Source organism: Enterococcus sp. DIV2419 (assembly GCF_051711865.1).
Classification (GTDB): Bacteria; Bacillota; Bacilli; order Lactobacillales; family Enterococcaceae; genus Enterococcus; species Enterococcus faecalis.
The window spans coordinates 2,397,392-2,417,484 of record NZ_JBIONS010000001.1; the positions used below are offsets into that span (position 1 = coordinate 2,397,392).

Sequence of the window (20,093 nt, forward strand, 5' to 3'; positions counted from 1 at the left end):
TTGATTAATTAATATTTCGTTCCAAATACGATACGGAAAAGTTCTTCAACAACTTTTTCCCCATCATGAAAAACTCCGCCATCTCTTAATTCTAAAAAGTCTGTCGAAATGACTCGGCAACCTTCTTCACGTAATCCTTGAAAATCATGCTTTACTTGAACTAAATATTCATCATAAATTTCAGGATCCATATAATTTTCTGGTACTTTTTCTGTGTTAACCAACACTGTATCAACAAACTGCGCTTGTAGATGCTCGTTTAAGACACGAACATGATCGGCATCCGTAAAATGTTCCGTTTCCCCTTTTTGGGTCATGATGTTACAAATATAGACTACTTCGGCTGCCGTTTGTTTGATGGCTTCACCAATTTCTGTAATAACTAAATTAGGTAAAATACTTGTAAAAAGACTCCCTGGTCCTAACACGACCATGTCTGCTTCTTCAATTGCTTTGACGACTTTGCGCGCAGCTCTTGGCTGTTCTTCTCCGTGTGTATTTGTCACAAACACATGGTCAATTGTCTTGCGATCCAGTGCAATTTTTGATTCTCCCACCGCCACTGAGCCATCTTTAAATACGGCATGTAACGTTAATGGCCGTTCTGATGATGGATAAATCCGTCCATCAACATGCATCATTTTTGAAAGCAATTGAATCGCTTCATACGTACTTCCTCTCATTTCTGAGACAGCAGCAATGATTAAATTACCGATTGCATGATTGGCAAAATGACTATCTGATTTATCAAAACGATATTGAAAAATATCTTCATATAATTGTGGCATATCTGACAATGCCACTAAAACATTTCTTAAATCTCCCGGAGGTGTCATGTTATTAATAGAGGAACGAAGCTCGCCACTACTACCGCCATCATCAGCGACCGTTACGACGGCAGTAATATCAACACTTTGATTTCTTAAACTTTTTAAAATTACTGGCAAGCCTGTTCCACCACCAACAACCACAATCTTCGGTTTACGAATTCGATAGGTTTTCATTAAGAGCGATTAACCGTTTCTTTTCTTTTTAAGCGGTCGCGGTGGGTAATATTTACATGGTAATCTTCCTCTTTTAATTCAGCGCCAACACGTTCTGTCAATGCAACAGAGCGATGTTGTCCGCCAGTACAGCCAATTGCAATGGTAACGCTACTTTTACCTTCTTTTTTATATCCAGGTAAGACTGTTCGCAGTAAATCGATAAATTTTGTATAAAATTCATCTGTTTCTGGGAAGCCCATCACATAATCATAAACAGGTTGATCCATTCCAGTTAACGGCCGTAGTTCATCAATATAATGGGGATTAGGTAAAAAGCGAACATCCATAACGATATCTGCATCAATCGGCAAACCATATTTAAAGCCGAAGGACACCATTTCCACTCGAAATTCGTGTGTCTCTCTCGTTGCTAGTTCTTTATTCAAACGTTCCCGCAATTGACGAGGGGACAAGTCCGTGGTATCAATAACCAACTGAGCATCCGCCTTGATTTCTTCCAGCATTGCACGTTCTTTACGAATACCTTCTGTCACTAAACCATCCATCGCCATTGGATGCGCACGCCGTGTCTCTTTATAACGAGAAACCAACTCTTCATCGGTGGCATCTAAAAATAAAATCGTTGTATCAATAAAATTAGTATTTTCAAGTTCGACTAACATATCCTGAATTTCTCTAAAGAAGGTCCGTGAACGTAAATCAATCACTAACGCAATCTTGGTAACTTTTCCAGATTCTTTAATTAATTCCCAAAATTTTGGGATTAAGCTTGGTGGTAAATTGTCGATACAGAAATAGCCCATGTCTTCAAAGCTTTGAACAGCGACTGTTTTTCCAGCGCCACTCATTCCTGTAATAATAACCAGTTGTAAATTTTCTGGCATATTCAACACTCCCTTCACTTGCATCACTATATTATAACACCCCGGGCGTATCAAAGAAAGCTTTTCAATCATTCTTATAAAGATTTCTATTCTTTCATAGAAAAACAGCATTGACATTTTTGTCAATGCTGTTTTAATTGCTGAATTATACTATATAACTCTGTGTTATTTTAATACAAACTCAATTTCTGTTTTATCAGTAAAATTAGCTTCAAACTCAAATTGTTTTACTTGTTCATTCACGGCTAACTTTTTCGTAATGTGTTCTTTAATTTGTTCATTTGTAGCTGTTTTGATTGACAATCCATCTAAAAGAGTCATGATTTTGTCTTGTGCTGCCTTACCTTCTAATTCTAAATCAGCAGATTCATCTTCATACGTTGCTTCAATTGTTCCGTTCGATTTTATTTCATAGGTGAACTCAATTTCATTTTCGTCGTATTCGATTTCTACATCAATCTCTTGAAGACTGGCAACAGTTGGTGTCGGTGTGGTTAGTTCATTGTCTGCTGTTTCATGGTCCCCACCAACTTCAGGAGTTACAGTTTCCCACTTAAAGGTACCAATTTTAGCTGTTGCTAGATAGGGATTATTAATGGTAATGACTTTCAATTGAAGGTCTGAATGGTTGGCGATATCTGTTAAAATCCCCAGAGCCTGATATGTATTTTGTGTAAAACGTGTCGCAATATTTTGCGCATCAATTGTGGAATAGCCTAATGTTTCCCAGGTGATTTGTTGCTTTAATTCCTGATGAACGGCTTGTACTGTCGCCGGCTCCAATTGAATGCCCGTTGCTTCTTTTAAGTCTTTCTTGGTAAAGCCCATTACTTTTTCATGGTCTGATTGTGAAATTAAGGTCGCTGCTTCCATTGTGTTACTATGTACAAAAGGTGTGATTCCGATAGCTAAGACCATTCCTGCTGTTAATAAACCTGTTGTTATTTTTTTGTTTTTCATTTAAGACTTCCCTTCGTGTTCATTGTTATTTTGTTAACAAACATAGTATATCTTTTAATTACACATTAAGTCAACATTTATTTTTAATTTTCGTTAAAAAATATTTGTTATTTTATAATAAAAGAACCTTGTTTCCCATAAAAACAAGATTCTTTATCTAATCATTAATGTTTATTTCAGAACACGTTTTAAATAATATCCTGTGTAACTGTCTTTGACTTTAGCAACTTCTTCTGGTGTTCCTGTCGCCACGATTGTCCCACCACCGTCGCCACCTTCTGGCCCTAGATCAATCACATGATCCGCAGATTTGATGACATCCAAGTTATGTTCAATCACTAAAACGGTATTGCCCGCTTCCACTAAACGCTCTAATACTAGAAGCAACCGCGCAATATCATCGGTATGCAAGCCTGTTGTTGGTTCATCCAGAATATAAAAGTTTTTCCCATTAGAATTTTTATGAAGTTCACTCGCTAGCTTCATCCGCTGTGCTTCTCCACCAGATAAAGTAGTTGCTGGCTGCCCCAATGTCACATAGCCTAAGCCTACATCCACAATTGTTTGCAATTTACGATGAATTTTAGGGATATGTTTGAAAAATTCTACGGCATCTTCCACCGTCATATCTAAAATATCAGAAATGTTTTTGCCTTTATAATGAACTTCTAACGTCTCAGAATTATAACGTTTGCCATGACAAACTTCGCAAGGCACATAGACATCAGGTAAAAAGTGCATTTCAATTTTGATGATACCATCCCCGCGACAAGCTTCACAACGGCCACCTTTGACGTTAAAACTAAAGCGGCCTTTTTTATAACCACGAACCTTGGCTTCATTTGTTTGGGCAAACAAATCGCGAATGTCATCAAAAACACTAGTATAAGTCGCTGGATTACTTCTTGGTGTTCGACCAATCGGACTTTGATCAATGTCAACAATCTTTTCAATGGCTTCATAACCAGTGATACTTTTGTGTTTCCCAGGTTTATTGGAATTACGATTTAATTTTTGGGCCAGTGCTTTTTTCAAAATTTGATTGACTAAAGTACTTTTCCCTGAACCTGAAACACCTGTGACAGCAACAAATTCACCGAGCGGAAATTCAACACTGACATTTTTTAAATTATTTTCACTGGCACCAGTGACTTTGATCGCTTTGCCATTACCTTTGCGACGTTCTTTTGGTACAGGAATCACTTTTTTCCCAGAAAGATATTGTCCGGTCAATGAATGCGGATTTTTAGCAACCTCTTCCGGCGTACCAGCGGCTACAATTTCACCGCCCAGATGTCCAGCGCCAGGTCCCACATCAATCAAGTAATCCGAAGCCATCATTGTATCTTCATCGTGTTCCACCACAATTAATGTATTGCCTAAGTCCCGCATTTTTTTCAATGAGTCAATCAAGCGGTCGTTATCTCGTTGATGCAAACCAATTGATGGTTCATCTAAAATGTAAAGGACGCCTGATAAGTTTGAGCCAATTTGTGTTGCTAAGCGAATTCTTTGTGCTTCTCCACCAGAAAGTGTACCAGCAGCTCGACTTAAGGTTAAGTAATCTAACCCGACATTTTTTAAGAAGGTTAACCGATCTTCGACTTCTTTTAAAATTGGCCGAGCAATCGTTGTTTCTTGTTCAGATAAAGACACACCTTCAAAAAATTGGACCGCATTTTTTATTGCTAATTCACTGACTTCACCAATGTGCGTGCCATTGATTTTTACAGCTAAAGCTTGCGGATTCAAACGATACCCTTGACAGCTTCGACAAGTCAATTCTGTCATGTATAACCGCATTTGATCTCGTGTAAAATCGCTATTTGTTTCATGATAACGTCGTTTAATATTTTTTAAAATCCCTTCAAATGGCACTTCCACATCACGAACACCACCAAAGTCATTTTCATAATGAAAATGAAAGTTTTTCTCGCCAGAACCATTTAAAATAATTTCTTGTTGGTCTGAAGGTAATTCTTCAAACGGCGTATCCATATCAATCCCAAAACTGGTGGCTGCTTGCTCCAACATTTGTGGATAATATTGGGAACTAATAGGGTTCCACGGAACAATGGCTCCTTCTCTCAAGGTTTTAGTGGGATCTGGAATCACTAAGTCTTTGTCCACTTCTAATTTAACACCTAAACCATCACAATCGGGACAAGCGCCAAATGGTGCATTAAATGAAAACAAGCGCGGTTCCAATTCACCGACTGTGAACCCACAATAAGGACAAGCATAATGTTCACTAAACAACATCTCTTCTTGACCAATCACATCAACAATTGCGTAACCTTCAGCTAAACGCAAAGCCGCTTCAAACGAATCAAACAACCGAGAGCGAATGCCTTCTTTCACAACGATACGGTCAATCACAATCGCAATATCATGTTTTTTATTTTTTTCAAGTTCTGGTGCCTCACTAACATCATAGGTTTCACCATCCACCCGCATTCTGACATACCCTTCACGTTGGATCATTTCAAACACTTTTTTATGTTGGCCTTTTTTCTTGACCACAACAGGGGCCAAAATTTGAATTTTTGTTCGCTCTGGTAGCTCTAAGACTTTATCAACCATCTGTTCAACAGACTGACTGGTAATTTCAATATGATCGTTAGGACAAATTGGATGACCTACCCGAGCAAATAACAATCGTAAATAATCATTGATTTCTGTGACCGTCCCCACCGTTGAGCGCGGGTTTTTACTTGTCGTCTTTTGATCAATTGAAATAGCTGGACTTAAACCATCGATGCTGTCAACATCTGGTTTATCCATCTGTCCCAAAAATTGTCGCGCATAAGCAGAGAGACTCTCTACATAACGTCGTTGCCCTTCTGCGTAAAGCGTATCAAATGCTAATGAACTTTTGCCAGAACCAGATAGTCCAGTTACAACAACCATTTTGTCACGAGGAATCGTGACATCAATATTTTTTAAGTTATGGGCGCGTGCACCATGAATCACAATTTTATCATTTGCCATATATGTTCTCCTTTTACTAAATCTCTTACGTCAAATCATTTCAAGTCATTCTATAGAGAAAAGATTAGTAAAAGATACGATGGTTCATCGTATCTTTTACTTAATCCGTTGGTTGACTTATTTGGCAGCTTTCAATTCAAGAATGGTATCTCGTAATGTGGCTGCAGTTTCGAAGTCTAACGCTTTGGCCGCATCTTTCATTTCTCTTTCAAGTTTCATTAATAAATCAGCTTTTTCTTGTCTTGATAAATCTTCATATGATTTATCCAATTGAACCACGGTTTCATCTTTATCAGCTGTTTTGGAAATAGAAATCAAATCACGAATTTCTTTAATAATTGTTTTTGGTTCAATACCATGTTCTTCATTATATGCTTCTTGGATTGCCCGACGTCGTGCCGTTTCATCCATAGCTCGTTGCATCGAATCGGTGATTTTATCTGCATACATAATGACTTTTCCTTCAGCGTTCCGGGCAGCCCGTCCCATCGTTTGCACTAACGAGCGTTCACTACGTAAGAAGCCTTCTTTATCCGCATCTAGAATCGCAATTAAGGAAACTTCTGGCACATCGATTCCTTCACGTAATAAGTTAATACCAATTAGAATATCAAATTCGCCTAATCGTAAATCGCGAATAATCTCCGTTCTTTCCAGTGTTTTTATATCACTATGCAAATATTTAACTTTTAAGCCTAATTCTTTGAAATAGTCGGTTAAATCTTCGGCCATTTTCTTCGTTAAGGTTGTGACAAACACCCGCTGATCTTTTTCGATCCGTTCATTAATTTCGCCCACCAAGTCATCAATTTGACCCATAATTGGGCGGATTTCTACTTCTGGATCTAGTAAACCTGTTGGTCGAATGATTTGTTGAACAACAGTCTCTGTTTGTTCCATTTCATAAGGGCCTGGTGTTGCCGATACATAAACAATTTGGTTTACATGTTGTTCAAATTCTTCTAAACGAAGCGGTCGGTTATCAAGTGCACTTGGTAAACGGAAACCATAGTCCACTAACATTTGTTTCCGTGCTCGGTCGCCATTATACATTCCTCTAATTTGCGGCATTGTTACATGAGACTCATCGATTACAAGTAAGAAGTCATCTGGGAAAAAGTCCAACAGCGTATACGGCGGCTCTCCTTCTTGGCGACCGTCCATATGTCGAGAGTAATTCTCAATCCCTGACGTATAGCCCATCTCTCTCATCATCTCAATATCATAGTTAGTTCGCTGTTCCAAACGTTGGGCTTCCAATAATTTGTTTTCACTGCGAAGCACTTTCAAACGTGCCTCTAATTCTTCTTGGATCTGCGATATGGCGTGTTCCATATGTTCTTCGTTCGTCACGAAGTGTGTTGCCGGAAAAATAGCGACATGCTCTGTTTCGCCGACAATTTCACCAGTTAACGCATCTACTTCACGAATTCGATCAATTTCGTCTCCGAAAAATTCAACACGTAGCGCATGCTCATCCCGTGAAGCTGGGAATATCTCAACCACATCACCGCGGACACGAAAACGCCCCCGTTGAAAATCAATATCATTTCGTTCGAATTGAATATCGACTAAGCTTTTTAGTAACTCATTACGATCCATTTCCATTCCCACACGTAATGAAACAACTTGTTGACTGTATTCCCGCGGATCCCCTAAACCAAAAATACAAGAAACTGATGCTACCACGATGACATCGTTTCGTTCCAATAAAGAACTTGTCGCTGAATGGCGTAGTTTATCAATTTCATCATTAATACTGGAATCTTTTTCAATATATGTATCACTTGAGGGTACATATGCTTCTGGTTGATAATAATCATAGTAACTGACAAAATACTCGACCGCATTATCTGGGAAAAATTCTTTAAATTCCCCGTATAATTGTCCAGCTAGTGTTTTATTATGTGCAATCACTAATGTTGGTTTGTTCACTTCTTGAATCACATTAGAGATTGTAAATGTTTTACCTGTTCCGGTCGCTCCAAGTAAAATTTGAGCTTTTTCTCCACCTTTGACACCGTCAACTAGTTCAGCAATAGCGGCTGGCTGATCTCCGGCAGGCTCATATTTAGAAGCCAAATGAAAGGTATTGGAAGTTTCTCTTTCGATCATTTATAACTCCCCCTCAAAGTGTCTAATTTCTCTTAAATTATCGGCCCATTCTGGCAGAATGTCCACTTATTAGTTTAACATACCGAACATATTTTCGCCACTTTTGCTGTTTCGGACTTCAACTGATCTTAATCTTTTGTTCTTAATTTTTATGTCACATTTTATAACATGCAATGTAAGGAAATTAGAGTTTTTTTCTCTTTTTAGCGTTCAAATACTTGTCAGCTTCCTATTTCTTACTATATAATTGTTCAATATGCAAAACTAGGAGGTATTTTATGAAAAGGAAACACTTTTTACTTTCTTTCTTTGTGATGATGGTAACTCTGCTAACATTCATTAGTGGCACTTCAGCACATGCAGAAGGAAAGAAATATACAATTGGAACGGATTTAACATTCGCCCCTTTTGAATTCCAAGACTCAAAAGGAAAATACATTGGTATTGACGTTGATTTATTAGATGCGATTGCCAAAGATCAAGGTTTTGAAGTGGATTTAAAACCATTAGGCTTCGATAGTGCAGTCCAAGCGATTCAATCTAAACAAATTGATGGCATGATTGCTGGAATGAGTATTACGGATGAGCGAAAAAAATCCTTTGATTTTTCAGATCCATACTTCGATAGCGGTTTACAATTAGCGGTTAAAAAAGGAAACGACAAAATTAAATCATATGATGATTTAAAAGGCAAAACGGTCGCGGCTAAAGTTGGAACTGAAAGTGCCAATTTCCTTGAAAAAAATAAAGAGAAATATGACTACACCATCAAAAATTTTGACGATGCAACGGGTCTTTATAAAGCCTTAGAAAACGGCGAAGCGGATGCAATCGTTGATGATTATCCTGTATTGGGCTACGCAGTGAAAAATGGCCAAAAATTACAATTAGTTGGCGATAAAGAAACAGGCAGTTCTTATGGTTTCGCAGTGAAAAAAGGTCAAAACCCTGAATTAATCAAAAAGTTCAACGCTGGTTTGAAAAATCTTAAAGACAATGGTACTTATGATAAAATTTTAAACAACTACTTAGCGACAGGCGATGAAACAAACACACAAGACGCTGGCGAACAGATGAAAAAAATCACTCCTAAAAAAGAGAAATATGTGATTGCTAGTGATTCTACGTTTGCTCCGTTTGAGTTTCAAAATGCCCAAGGCGATTATGTCGGAATTGATGTAGATTTAGTCAAACGTGCAGCTGAATTGCAAGGTTTTACTGTTGAATTTAAATTTATTGGCTTTAGTTCTGCTGTCCAAGCTGTTGAATCTGGTCAAGCAGATGGGATGGTTGCAGGCATGACGATTACGGATGATCGTAAAAAAGCCTTCGATTTCTCTGTTCCTTACTTTGATAGCGGTATTCAAATTGCGGTCAAAAAAGGCAATGACAAAATTAAATCGTATGATGATTTAAAAGGCAAAAAAGTCGGCGTAAAAATTGGTACTGAAAGTGCTGATTTCTTAGAAAAAAATAAAAAGAAATATGATTACTCAATTAAGTATTTAGACACAACTGATGCATTATACAGTGCGTTAGAAATTGGCGAAGTTGATGCCATGATGGATGATTATCCTGTCATTGGCTATGGGGTTGCGCAAAATCAACCACTAGCGACACCAATTCCTCGTGAAAAAGGTGGTTCTTACGGTTTTGCTGTCAAAAAAGGGCAAAATCCTGAACTACTTGAAATGTTTAACGAAGGCTTAAAAGAAATGAAACGTACAGGTGAATACGATAAAATTATCGGCACTTACGTGAAAGATGGCAACGAAGCCAAAGAAGAAACAGCTGACGAATCTACGTTTGTTGGCTTCATGCAAAACAACTGGAAACAATTGTTACACGGTTTATGGATGACGATTCTATTAACGTTGATTTCCTTCGTACTTGCTTTAATTGTCGGCGTTATTTTTGGGCTATTCAGCGTTTCACCAATCAAAGCATTACGTGTACTTTCAACCATTTATGTTGATTTAATTCGTGGAATTCCTTTAATGGTCTTAGCGTTCTTCATCTATTTCGGATTACCTGGTGTGCTTGGCTTTAATATCCCGGTCTTCATTGCTGGGATTATCACATTAACTTTAAATGCCAGTGCCTATATTTCTGAAATTGTGCGCGGCGGAATCAAAGCTGTTCCAGTTGGCCAAATGGAAGCTTCAAGAAGTTTAGGTCTTTCCTATAATCGGACAATGCAAAAAATTATTTTACCACAAGCGATTCGCATTATGATTCCTTCATTCATTAACCAATTTGTTATTTCATTGAAAGATACAACTATCCTTTCAGCAATTGGCTTAATCGAACTACTACAAACAGGAAAAATTATTGTTGCTCGGACATTACAAAGTACAATGGTTTACTTCGTTATTGCGTTAATCTACTTAATTTTAATTACTAGCTTAACTAAATTAGCGAAAAACCTTGAAAAGAAGGTGAACTAATATGACTGAAAAAATCTTAGTTGAACATTTAGTAAAAAAATATGGTGACAACACGGTCTTAAACGACATTAATGTTTCTATTAACGAAGGCGACGTAGTCTGCGTCATCGGTCCTTCTGGTTCTGGTAAAAGTACTTTTTTACGTTGCTTGAATCAATTAGAAGAAGCTTCTAGCGGAGACATTATTATTGATGGTGCGAACTTGACAGATAAAAATACGGACATCAACCAAGTCCGTCAACATATCGGCATGGTTTTCCAACATTTCAATTTGTTTCCACATTTATCTATTTTAGAAAACATTGTTTTAGCACCAACCGATTTAGGTCGCTTGTCAAAAGATGAAGCGGAGAAAAAAGCGTTAGAACTTTTAGAACGTGTTGGGTTGGCAGATAAAAAAGATGCCTATCCAGATTCTTTATCTGGTGGTCAAAAACAACGTGTCGCAATTGCACGTGCGTTAGCGATGAATCCTGATATTATGCTTTTCGATGAGCCAACATCAGCTCTTGATCCAGAAATGGTTGGCGATGTTCTTGGTGTAATGAAAGATTTAGCAAAACAAGGAATGACAATGGTCATAGTTACTCACGAAATGGGCTTTGCAAAAGAAGTGGCTAATCGAGTAATGTTCATTGATGGCGGTAACTTTCTAGAAGATGGTTCGCCAGAGCAAGTCTTTGAAAATCCTCAAAACCCTCGAACAAAAGATTTCTTAGATAAAGTATTAAATATTTAAACAAAAGCACTTGGCGCGCGCTAGCGCCCAAGTGCTTTATTTTATGGTTAAATTGTTTCCGTGACAGAGACAGATTGAACGTGCCCTTTTTCTTTTAAGAGATGGTGCAAGTTGGAATGCCAGAAATCTTCTTTGCCTACATAAGAAATCTTTGCTGTTACTGCCTCTTGTTCGGATTCCAAAGTCAATTCTACTAAGCGCTCCCCTTTTTCTAAAGAAGCTTGAAGTTGTTCATGCAGTCGGCTTTCTTTAATCATGGGTTCCTTCATTTTTACAATAAGCTGCAATCGTTTTAGAGGAGTTTTTCGTTTAAAATGGGCCAGAGCTAATACTAGCAAAGTCGCCACGAGATTGATAAACGCAATGGTTAAAAAACCCATCCCAATGACTAAACCAATAATAGTAACATTCCACATCATTACTGCTGTCGTTAACCCAGTGACTTTCCTTTCTCTAAAAACGATAATCCCCGCACCGAGAAAGCCTACACCACTAATCACTTGGGCGCCATATCGTGTAATATCCATAGAAATAATGGACGCCAAGGCGCTATTTTGTTTCACCACATCGACTAAAATATCCACCGATTGAATCTGTAAAATGGAAATCGTACAGGAGGCCAAACATAAAATGGCATTACTACTGATACCGAAGCCTTTTCTTTTAATACTTCTTTCTAACCCAATCAAAGCTCCAAAAACCACGGCTAGAGCCATCCGAATGACAACGTCGGTGAGAGAAAGTTCAATCATTTTTAAAGAATTCATCGCTTTCTCTCCTTTCTTGCAAGTGACTATTTGACTTATTTTGTATTAACTAATAAACGCAAGCCATTAAAAATGACCACTAAGGTACTTCCTTCATGAATAAGTACGCTAAATGCGATATTCGCAATACCTAAAAAGTTCAAGATAATTAACGTTGCTACCACTAACATTGAAAAAATAATATTTTGCTGCACAATTTTATTCAAGCGTTTTGAGACACGGTGAGCATAGCCTAATTTAGAAAGATCATTTTTCATCACTACCACGTCTGCAACATCGATAGCAATGTCTGTACCATCCCCCATCGCCACTCCGATGTCAGCATTCACTAAAGCGGGCGCATCGTTAATGCCATCACCAACCATCCCTGTCATTCCTACTTCGCGTTTTAATTGATCAACAATCGCTGATTTTTCCTCAGGTAAAACATTAGCAAAAACTTGGTCCACGCCTACTAAGCGACCAACTGCTTCACCCGTAAGTTTTGCATCTCCTGTAATCATTGTTGTTTCAATATTTTGTGACTTGAAATAGTGAATGGCGTTCATTGCTTCTTCATTAGGAACATCCATCAATGCCACTAAACCAATCACTTGTTCATTTTCGGCAAAGTACACTACCGTTTTGCCTTCACTCGCTAATTTCGTTGTTTGTTTCTCAATGATTGTTGGCACTTGTTCGAAACTAGATGGTTTACCAATTCTAAAAGTTGTGTCTGCAATGGTCGTTACTAAACCCACCCCGACAATATTTTCTACTTCTAAATTTAAAGCCGTTGTTTCTGCTTCAAAGCGATTAACAATCGCCGTCGCCAATGGATGATTGGATTTTTTCTCCATATTTGTTAAAACAGCCACTAATTCGTCTTGACGATCTTCTAAGCCATCAACAAAAAGATAATCTGTGACCTCAGGTTTGCCTTTTGTTAGCGTGCCTGTTTTATCAAAAGCGAGTGCTTTCACTTCAGCTAAATTTGATAAGAATGAGCCACCTTTAAACAAAACGCCTTGTTTCGCTAAATTGGAAATTCCTGATAAAGTTGCCGGAACGGCACTCGCTGCTAAAGCACAAGGTGAGGCAGCAATTAAGAAGACCAAGCCTCTGTAAAAACTTTCAGCCCAAGTCAATTGGAAAAGTAATGCGCCACCTAAAACAATTAGTGGAAAAACTGCTAAAACTAGTGTGACATATTTTGGTTCAAATCGTTTAATTTTGCTTGCAATTTCCGATTGATTTTCTTGTGATTGGTTCACGAGCTGTACGATTTTTGCAAAAACTGTTTCTGAACTATCTTTCGTTACTTCAACAACAATTGTGCCTGAACCGTTCATGGTACTACCAAAAACTGGGTCCCCACTATTTTTTTCTTTGGGAATACTTTCCCCATTAATAGATGATTCATCCACAGCGGTACTTCCTTCAATCACGACGCCATCTGTCGGAATTTGCGCACCATTGAGGACTTGCACGCGGTCACCAATCTTCAATTGTTCAACTGACACAGTTTGAATTGAGCCGTCATCTGTTATCAGGCGAGCTTCTGTTGGATTTAAATTTAATAGTTTTGTAATTTCACGTTGGCTTTTGCCTTGAGCATAATCTTCAAGGAAATGCGCCGCCGCAAAAATCAAAATCAACAATGCTGATTCTTCAAAACTTCCCATTAATGCTGAACCAACTGCAGCTAAGGTCATTAACAAATGAATATTAGGCGAAAACTTTCGATTGTTTTTCGTATCCCGATACGTATCTCCAAAACCTTCCCCAATAATATGATAACCAGCTAAAATAGCAGCTAACGAGAAAAGAATATTTTTCACTAAGAGCATGTTCCCTAAAAATAAACCGATAAAGAAAAGAGCCAATCCTGTAAAAAAGAGAATAACTGGAACGTTTTTACCTTTTTCTTCATGTGTGTGTGCACCTGTTTGTTTTGACATTGTTATACGCCTCCTTATTAATGTTTTTCTATTCATATGAATGTATATTCATATTATAAAACACTTGGGTGGTTTTGTAAAGACTTAAACACAAAGACAAGCGATGATTCTATTCGATAGGATCACCGCTTGTCTTTGTCGATTCTTTTTGTTGTTGATATTTTTCTTCTTGAATAGTCAATAATGATTGCGTTAAATTGACCCAATCAATCGAACGAGGTGGATCCAGCCAAACCATAACTTTACTCTGTTCTTCTTGATACAAGTTATTTAAATTGGTAATCACCACATCTGGTAAGGTATCTGATAACGGGTCAATAATTTCTACATTTAAATTCACATAGACGGATAAATTTTTTTTGATGAATTGGTTATACTCTTTTCCATAAGAAAAATCAATTAGGACCTTGGCTGGCTCTGCAATTAAATGAACCGGAACATGATTAATTAGCAACAATAGATAGTTAAAAAACAAACAGTGATTGGCTTTCGCAATTTTTTTATGTTTTGCTGTTAACCAACGAATATATTCAATTAAATAAAAATAAAATTCCGGATATGTTTGCTTAAAAAACTGTAAATCCATTTCAAAATCGTCAAACATATTAATCGGAAAGTAAATAACATTGAAATGAATAATTGCTAACCCTTCTTCTAGAGTATTCCTTGTTGACTCCTCTAAACAATTAAATGCTTTTTCAAAACTTCCAATGAAAACACGAGTTAGGCTTTCAATCGTAGGATCTTCGTGAATGACATATTTTTTCTCTAGTTTGCCATGCAAATACAAGAAAAAAACAATCGTATACGTTAATGATTTTGAGGCCAATGCCCATGCCACTTGCGATTTTTTTATTAGTTCCTCTGAAAATGTATTCAGTGCACGCGTATCGATCCCTTCCACCGCACGTCCTTCGTTGTTAATCATAATAGCTAAATAATGGAAAAAATTGCGTCGCTCATAGGTGGTGAAAGTATAGTTTAACTCAACAGACTGTAATACACGTTTCGCTTCATTATAGACTTTTACCGAATATAGTTCGGAAATTGGTTGATTGGAAAGCGTGAACAATTTATACAAAAAAAATGAAATTGCTTTTTGATTGCCGACAATTTCCCGCTTACTAAAATAGATCTGATACTCCTTTAAGGCTTTTTTTAGCCGCTGTAAGGTACTATACGCCACAGAGGTGCTGACATGATTACATTCAGCAAACTTTGTCAAACTATAATTTCCTCTAAAGTAAGACAACACTAATTTAAAAGAGAGCGATTCTGTTAAGTATTTCGTGAGCAAAAGTTTACTTGAATAGTTTCCATCAATTTCAAGTGTAACATCTACATCAGAAACGACTAAAGTTAAGCTATCGCTTAACTTTAGATTGTCAATATCTGCTTTTAATTTTTCTAATGTTTTTTTGACTAAAAAATTCGACATTGATAATTCTTCGCGAAGTGCAATAAAAGTACCTGATAGCGTGGGACTTTCTTCTAAATGCCTTAGCAAGGAATAACTTCGTTGATCTTCTTTATTTAAAAAAATTTCATAATTCATCATTTATCAATTCTTTCTCCCATAAATAGCCGTTCCTACTAATTCCCGTATGAAATTCAAGTAAAAAGTGTTTTGCCCCTCCGTTCCAGCACCGCCTGTGCTATTTGGTACAATGGTGATATGGCTAGCATCAAATAATTCATCCGTGAAAAATACTTGATGCTGACTTTTCTTGGAAGAAGGCCTTTCTTCATTTGTTTTTGGATTATTGGTTTTCACTTCTTTTTTACTAACGTCTTCGCTACTTTCTTCCGTTTGCGTTTCGCTAGTCATAGTACTTTCATTTGTTTCTTCCATTTTTTCTGGTGTGCCAGTATTCTCAATCGGATAAATTTCTTCTGTTGGATTGGTCGGATTATAAATTGGATTCCGTTCTTCTGCTGCTTGCACAGTGGTTACTTGAAAAAACGAGAGTAACAATGTACTCCATAATAGTAAATGTTTGTATTTATCCATTTTTCTCACATATATTGCCAAATACTTTAGCTACATAACAAAATAAAAAATATAACTAGTAAAGTGGTATCAGACGATATTTAACAATACTCCTTCTTATTATTTCTTTTTTTGAGTTAGGTTTGTCGAATAAACTGCATGTTTGATAAGTAAAAACAAACAAAAACGTTGCCGATAATCAAAAATTAACTACTCTTTATATTTCTCTTTCGTTTTTTTCCTGTTTCTTTTTTCGCCAAATCAACCAGGCAATGATTAAAATCACTATCAATAATAGTAGTAAGCCAATCATCAAATATAAATTCGAATGATTTTCTTTTAAGGTGACATCTTTTTCATTTAATTCTTTGGCAACTTCACCATTAATTGTAAAGTCTTTTTCAAATTGCCATTGATTTCTAAAAGATATCGATTCATTGTTTATTGATTTTTTAAATGAGCCTGCAGCATCTTTATTCCCAACAACGGTCATAGACAAATGGTAATCTCCTGGCTTAAGCGGTTGCCCTTTTAGCGCAATGGGAACAGAAAAATTGGTATTTGGTGCAATTTGCATGTTTGCTTTTTCCTCTTTATATAAAACTTCTTCATGCCCCTTTTTGGTAATCTCTGCCGAAAATGCAACTTGGTTAATATATGTTTTTTGATCATTTTGTAGATTGACTAAAATCACATTTCTAGCATTAATCTGTCCTGGTGAGACTTTTTTCAAAAGTAAATTCGGCTCAACCTTTTTTTTGTTTTGTTGCATCAATAATGCAACGACATACGAATATTCATTTTTAATGGATAACCCCTGACTCTTATCGTCTTGACGTTTGCCTTCATCTGACGTTTCTTCTTTAAAAGTGATACCACTAGCTAACACTCCATCAAAGGGGGTATTAGGCATTTTGACGTTAATAGAAACCGTTTGTTCACTTTTCGGTTTTAAACGAACTGAGCTAGGGTATTGAACGTAGTCTTTTATATCAAACGCTAAACTTTGATCTTTTTTCCCCTTATTTTCACCATACTCCACGATTACATTTGAATTGGTAATGGCACTATTGATGGAAATACCTACCTTTACTTCTTTATCTGTATCATTGCGCAAGTTCACTTTCAACTCAGTTTCTTCATTTGGTGCTAGTAATAAATCAAAGTAAGTTTTTTCTTTATCTACTTGTTTTTCTGATGGAATAGGCGTAACCGCGAAATTAAATTCACTGGCAAAACCATTGCTAGGTACTAACGCTAAAAGAATTAGTAGTATCGGAAAAAAAAGAAATCGTTGTTTTTTTCTGTTCAAATTATTTACTCCTTTTCTATATGTAGTGAATAGCAGGTAACCATGTTCCCCGCTATTCTTCTTTTTAAAACTCGTTTAATTTCCTGGAGCGTCTGTCAACGTCCATGTTAATTTTGTGGCGTATTTTTCAGCGTATTTGGTTGTAGAACCTGGAACAGTTAACTCAATACTTTTAGCAGCTGTAGTTGCATCTGTTCCCCAATCAAATAAATAAGTTCCTGCACCGTTTCCTTTCGCTGCACTCATTACATCTGATTGACTACCATCTGAATTTAGCGTGATTGTGGCTGGGCCTGTTGGTTTGCCTGAATCTGAAGCAGTCACTACATTTCCGTTTTTAAACGTGATAGCTGCCCCAGTCAATTCTTTACCAGAAGTTGATTTAAATTGTCCTTCTTGTTTCACTTTTAATGACCAGCCAGCTTCGGTTCCACGGTTATCTGTTACTTGGACATAGTTAGGCCCTTCTTTGACTTCATCGGTTGCGCCTACCGTCTTGTATTTTTGGGTAGCAGCAAAATAAGTCTGATCCTTCGACGTGATTTTTTGAACACCAAAGTCTAGACTTGACGCATAATCAATTGACAACGGACCGTTTGTTCCTGGATTAGGACCTTCAGGATCTGTTGGGTCAATAGGATCAACTGGATTAGTTGGATCCGTTGGGTCAACCGGATTAGTTGGCTCTTCACTTGGTGTAAATTCTACGATACCATTAGATGTATAACTACCGCCATCTTCTGCAAAGGCTTGAGAAGTCATACCTAAGCTCCCTAAAATAAATGTGGATAAACATACTGTTGTTACTTTTTTCATTTTCTTTTCTCCATTCTTTTCTTTAATTTCCTGGCACATCTTCTAACGCCCAAGATAAACGAGCTTTAAATGTTCCAACTCTTTGATAAGCTACAGGAACATTGATTTGAATTCCTTGTTGTTTTGATTCATCAAGTAATGCTGTTAAATCTGTTTCACCTTTCTGATTACTTTCTAAAAGCGTAATTGCCTCATTTGTAATCTGAGAGCTTCCAGCAGTTGAAACGAAAGAAAAAACATCTGGCATTACAATTGAATCATTTGTTAACGGTTGCGTTTGCTTTAGTTGCAGGCGCCAATTATTTGCGTTACGTTCATCCACGACTTTGAGTCCTTCGGTGGGATGCCCAAGTTTAATTAGTGGTTGATTACGTATCTTTTCCGTACCAAAAGTAATCTGTTTTGGTGTCTCTTTAAAATATAGTTCCCCTAAACGATAGTAAAAATAAATATCTTTTGTTTCCTCTGTCATTGTTCCTTCCGCATTGCCCGAGTCTTTTGTAAAAACATAGCCAGAAATATCTAGGGGTTTTTCTTGATAGGGTGCACCAATTTTCCCTGTTACACTTTTAGGTGGAGCAATATCTTTACCTTCCGCGTCTTTATAAAAAACGGTTACTGTTTTTTCTGTTGGTTTAGGAATAGTAATCGTTACATTATTTGACTTTTGCAGTAAGGTTCCTTCTTCATAATAGTCAAAGTTCATAGTTAAAACTTTTTCGGGCGTATTATCTTGAAGGGTTGTTTTTAATTCAATCATCATGTCCTTCTTTAAGACTAGGTAGTCATTTAAAGCAATTGTTAAGTGATTCCCTGTTTGTGTCAGATCTTTGGCTGCTACCTTTTTACCATCAATCATTAATGAATTTTCTTCATATGCTAATTCATCAGGTAAGTCAATGCTTACTTGCGGTTGACGATCTTCGATAAAGTCATTGTCAATATTCAACGTATTCCGTAGTATCACCTGATCATTTTTCACTGCTTCAACAGCTGAGCTAAATTCCTGACCATTCACGCTAAGGGCTGCTTGTGACGTAACGTTGGTAGGAATTTGTGTCATTGCTAAAGCATTCTCTTGGTATTTGCCACCTGTGGATGATGTAAAGCCCCAATAAACCGTTGTTGCGCCAAATTGTGCATTTAAATCTGAAACTACATACGTATTCGTGCCCACACCTTCTAAATCATATGTTAATGCTTTGGTTGCGGCATTCCAATGAACAGTCAACATGCGCCAGGTTCCATTAGATAGATAGGTTGGCGCAACAGTGACGCCTGAATGCTCCCCTGTATAGTTGTTGTTATTAGCTTTCGGAGTGACAAAAGCTAAATGTCCATTTCCCTTATCTTGTGAAATTTCTCGGTCCATTCGGTTGGAACTACCAGTATTTTTATAGGTATCAAACTCAATCGATAAGGCATTTCTAACATAAGGTTGACCAGCTTTCGTGGAGTATGCACCGATTCCCATCCCAGGTGAACCAATGACTTCTTGAGGCGTTGTGGACATTCTAGGATCATTCGTTAAGGTAAAGGTCATACCATCACCAGCATTTGCATACTCGTTTCCTAAATACAAATAACTTTTAAAGGTAAAATCCGACAATAAACTGATTGGTTTTTTTGACCAAATAGCGCCTTTTTGTGATTTAACAGCTGGGTTTAGTTGTAATAACTTCCCACCTTCTAAAATACTTGTTGCATTTCCAATTGGCTCTTGAAACACCTTGTCGATTGGAATGATGTTAGGATCATCCGGCAATGAAGTAGCGTATGGCGCAGCCAACATGCGCGGCTGTGGTTCAACTATCACCGATTCCGTTGCACTGGTACCGTCATCCTTTTGTTGTTCGCTAGGTTCTAAAGTAGCCGTTGATTGGTCTGTTTCTGCTGGATGATTATCGGTTGTTGTTGTCGTTTCTAGGGAAGGTTCTTGCTCTAATGTTTCCGAGTGAGAAGGAGCGCTAGTTGCCTGATCATTGGCCGATTCCTCCACTATTTCCCGATTGACTTCGTTGATATTTGTCGAAGGATTACTAATCGCTTCGCTAGTAATAGGCGCAAGGATTAGTAAGAATAAACTACTTGCCAAAAAGACTAGGCTTTGTTTGTTTCGCATCTC

The 20,093-nt window shown here is 37.3% G+C and carries 14 protein-coding genes; 2 read left to right on the forward strand and 12 right to left on the reverse strand.

The annotated features are described in order from the left end of the window. Window positions 1–8: 8 nt before the first annotated feature. From IGI97_RS11270 to uvrB, 5 genes are all read right to left on the reverse strand, one after another. Window positions 9–1,004: a gluconeogenesis factor YvcK family protein gene (locus IGI97_RS11270; protein WP_002355627.1), complete on the reverse strand. Its 996-nt coding sequence runs from the start codon at window positions 1,002–1,004 to the stop codon at window positions 9–11. Then, entirely contained in the window at window positions 1,004–1,891 is an 888-nt protein-coding gene (gene rapZ / locus IGI97_RS11275) for an RNase adapter RapZ (protein ID WP_002355625.1), read from the reverse strand. Before rapZ ends, IGI97_RS11270 begins: the two co-directional genes overlap by 1 nt. 165 nt (window positions 1,892–2,056) lie before the next feature. After that, window positions 2,057–2,851, reverse strand: coding sequence for a YusW family protein (locus IGI97_RS11280; RefSeq protein WP_002398108.1), 795 nt, complete (start codon window positions 2,849–2,851; stop codon window positions 2,057–2,059). A gap of 171 nt (window positions 2,852–3,022) precedes the next feature. After that, window positions 3,023–5,842, reverse strand: a complete 2,820-nt coding sequence (gene uvrA / locus IGI97_RS11285) for an excinuclease ABC subunit UvrA (RefSeq protein WP_016633056.1) — start codon at window positions 5,840–5,842, stop codon at window positions 3,023–3,025. A 117-nt stretch (window positions 5,843–5,959) separates the two neighbouring features. Next, complete coding sequence (gene uvrB, locus IGI97_RS11290) at window positions 5,960–7,957, reverse strand: excinuclease ABC subunit UvrB (protein ID WP_002368045.1); 1,998 nt, start codon at window positions 7,955–7,957, stop codon at window positions 5,960–5,962. A 278-nt stretch (window positions 7,958–8,235) separates the two neighbouring features. Here uvrB and IGI97_RS11295 point away from each other — a divergent pair, with 278 nt between their 5' ends. Both IGI97_RS11295 and IGI97_RS11300 read left to right on the forward strand, forming a co-directional pair. Then, on the forward strand, window positions 8,236–10,404 hold the full coding sequence (locus IGI97_RS11295) for an amino acid ABC transporter substrate-binding protein/permease (protein ID WP_002355617.1): 2,169 nt from the start codon (window positions 8,236–8,238) through the stop codon (window positions 10,402–10,404). A gap of 1 nt (window position 10,405) precedes the next feature. After that, on the forward strand, window positions 10,406–11,143 hold the full coding sequence (locus IGI97_RS11300; protein WP_002355616.1) for an amino acid ABC transporter ATP-binding protein: 738 nt from the start codon (window positions 10,406–10,408) through the stop codon (window positions 11,141–11,143). Window positions 11,144–11,190: 47 nt separating this feature from the next. On the opposite strand, the gene IGI97_RS11305 is transcribed toward IGI97_RS11300, so the two are convergent. The 7 genes from IGI97_RS11305 to IGI97_RS11335 all read right to left on the reverse strand — a co-directional run bounded on the left by IGI97_RS11305 (window position 11,191) and on the right by IGI97_RS11335 (window position 20,090). Beyond that, the gene (locus tag IGI97_RS11305; protein ID WP_438738650.1) at window positions 11,191–11,910 is read right to left on the reverse strand and encodes an MgtC/SapB family protein; all 720 of its coding nucleotides are present in this window, start codon (window positions 11,908–11,910) and stop codon (window positions 11,191–11,193) included. 35 nt (window positions 11,911–11,945) lie between these two features. Then, window positions 11,946–13,850 carry a heavy metal translocating P-type ATPase gene (locus tag IGI97_RS11310; RefSeq protein ID WP_002386153.1) on the reverse strand — a complete coding sequence of 635 codons (1,905 nt, stop codon included), beginning with the start codon at window positions 13,848–13,850 and terminating at the stop codon, window positions 11,946–11,948. 109 nt (window positions 13,851–13,959) lie between these two features. Continuing rightward, a complete protein-coding gene (locus IGI97_RS11315; RefSeq protein ID WP_002358731.1) occupies window positions 13,960–15,408 on the reverse strand; it encodes a helix-turn-helix domain-containing protein in 1,449 nt (482 codons plus the stop codon). A gap of 3 nt (window positions 15,409–15,411) precedes the next feature. Next, window positions 15,412–15,861, reverse strand: coding sequence for a hypothetical protein (locus tag IGI97_RS11320; RefSeq protein ID WP_010712024.1), 450 nt, complete (start codon window positions 15,859–15,861; stop codon window positions 15,412–15,414). Between the two features lie 196 nt (window positions 15,862–16,057). Further along, window positions 16,058–17,152, reverse strand: coding sequence for a DUF916 and DUF3324 domain-containing protein (locus IGI97_RS11325; RefSeq protein WP_002361272.1), 1,095 nt, complete (start codon window positions 17,150–17,152; stop codon window positions 16,058–16,060). 75 nt (window positions 17,153–17,227) lie between these two features. Next, window positions 17,228–17,968: a WxL domain-containing protein gene (locus tag IGI97_RS11330; protein WP_002355609.1), complete on the reverse strand. Its 741-nt coding sequence runs from the start codon at window positions 17,966–17,968 to the stop codon at window positions 17,228–17,230. Between the two features lie 22 nt (window positions 17,969–17,990). Further along, on the reverse strand, window positions 17,991–20,090 hold the full coding sequence (locus IGI97_RS11335) for a lectin-like domain-containing protein (RefSeq protein ID WP_438738652.1): 2,100 nt from the start codon (window positions 20,088–20,090) through the stop codon (window positions 17,991–17,993). Window positions 20,091–20,093 lie beyond the last annotated feature (3 nt).

Excerpts from the sequence above, each read along its gene's own strand:
- IGI97_RS11330 (WP_002355609.1), bottom strand. The coding sequence starts at position 17,968 with ATGAAAAAAGTAACAACAGTATGTTTATCCACATTTATTTTAGGGAGC.
- IGI97_RS11270 (WP_002355627.1), bottom strand. The coding sequence starts at position 1,004 with ATGAAAACCTATCGAATTCGTAAACCGAAGATTGTGGTTGTTGGTGGT.
- IGI97_RS11310 (WP_002386153.1), bottom strand. The coding sequence starts at position 13,850 with ATGTCAAAACAAACAGGTGCACACACACATGAAGAAAAAGGTAAAAAC.
- uvrA (WP_016633056.1), bottom strand. The coding sequence starts at position 5,842 with ATGGCAAATGATAAAATTGTGATTCATGGTGCACGCGCCCATAACTTA.
- rapZ (WP_002355625.1), bottom strand. The coding sequence starts at position 1,891 with ATGCCAGAAAATTTACAACTGGTTATTATTACAGGAATGAGTGGCGCT.
- IGI97_RS11320 (WP_010712024.1), bottom strand. The coding sequence starts at position 15,861 with ATGGATAAATACAAACATTTACTATTATGGAGTACATTGTTACTCTCG.
- IGI97_RS11280 (WP_002398108.1), bottom strand. The coding sequence starts at position 2,851 with ATGAAAAACAAAAAAATAACAACAGGTTTATTAACAGCAGGAATGGTC.
- IGI97_RS11295 (WP_002355617.1), top strand. The coding sequence starts at position 8,236 with ATGAAAAGGAAACACTTTTTACTTTCTTTCTTTGTGATGATGGTAACT.
- IGI97_RS11315 (WP_002358731.1), bottom strand. The coding sequence starts at position 15,408 with ATGATGAATTATGAAATTTTTTTAAATAAAGAAGATCAACGAAGTTAT.
- IGI97_RS11300 (WP_002355616.1), top strand. The coding sequence starts at position 10,406 with ATGACTGAAAAAATCTTAGTTGAACATTTAGTAAAAAAATATGGTGAC.
- uvrB (WP_002368045.1), bottom strand. The coding sequence starts at position 7,957 with ATGATCGAAAGAGAAACTTCCAATACCTTTCATTTGGCTTCTAAATAT.
- IGI97_RS11335 (WP_438738652.1), bottom strand. The coding sequence starts at position 20,090 with ATGCGAAACAAACAAAGCCTAGTCTTTTTGGCAAGTAGTTTATTCTTA.
- IGI97_RS11305 (WP_438738650.1), bottom strand. The coding sequence starts at position 11,910 with ATGAATTCTTTAAAAATGATTGAACTTTCTCTCACCGACGTTGTCATT.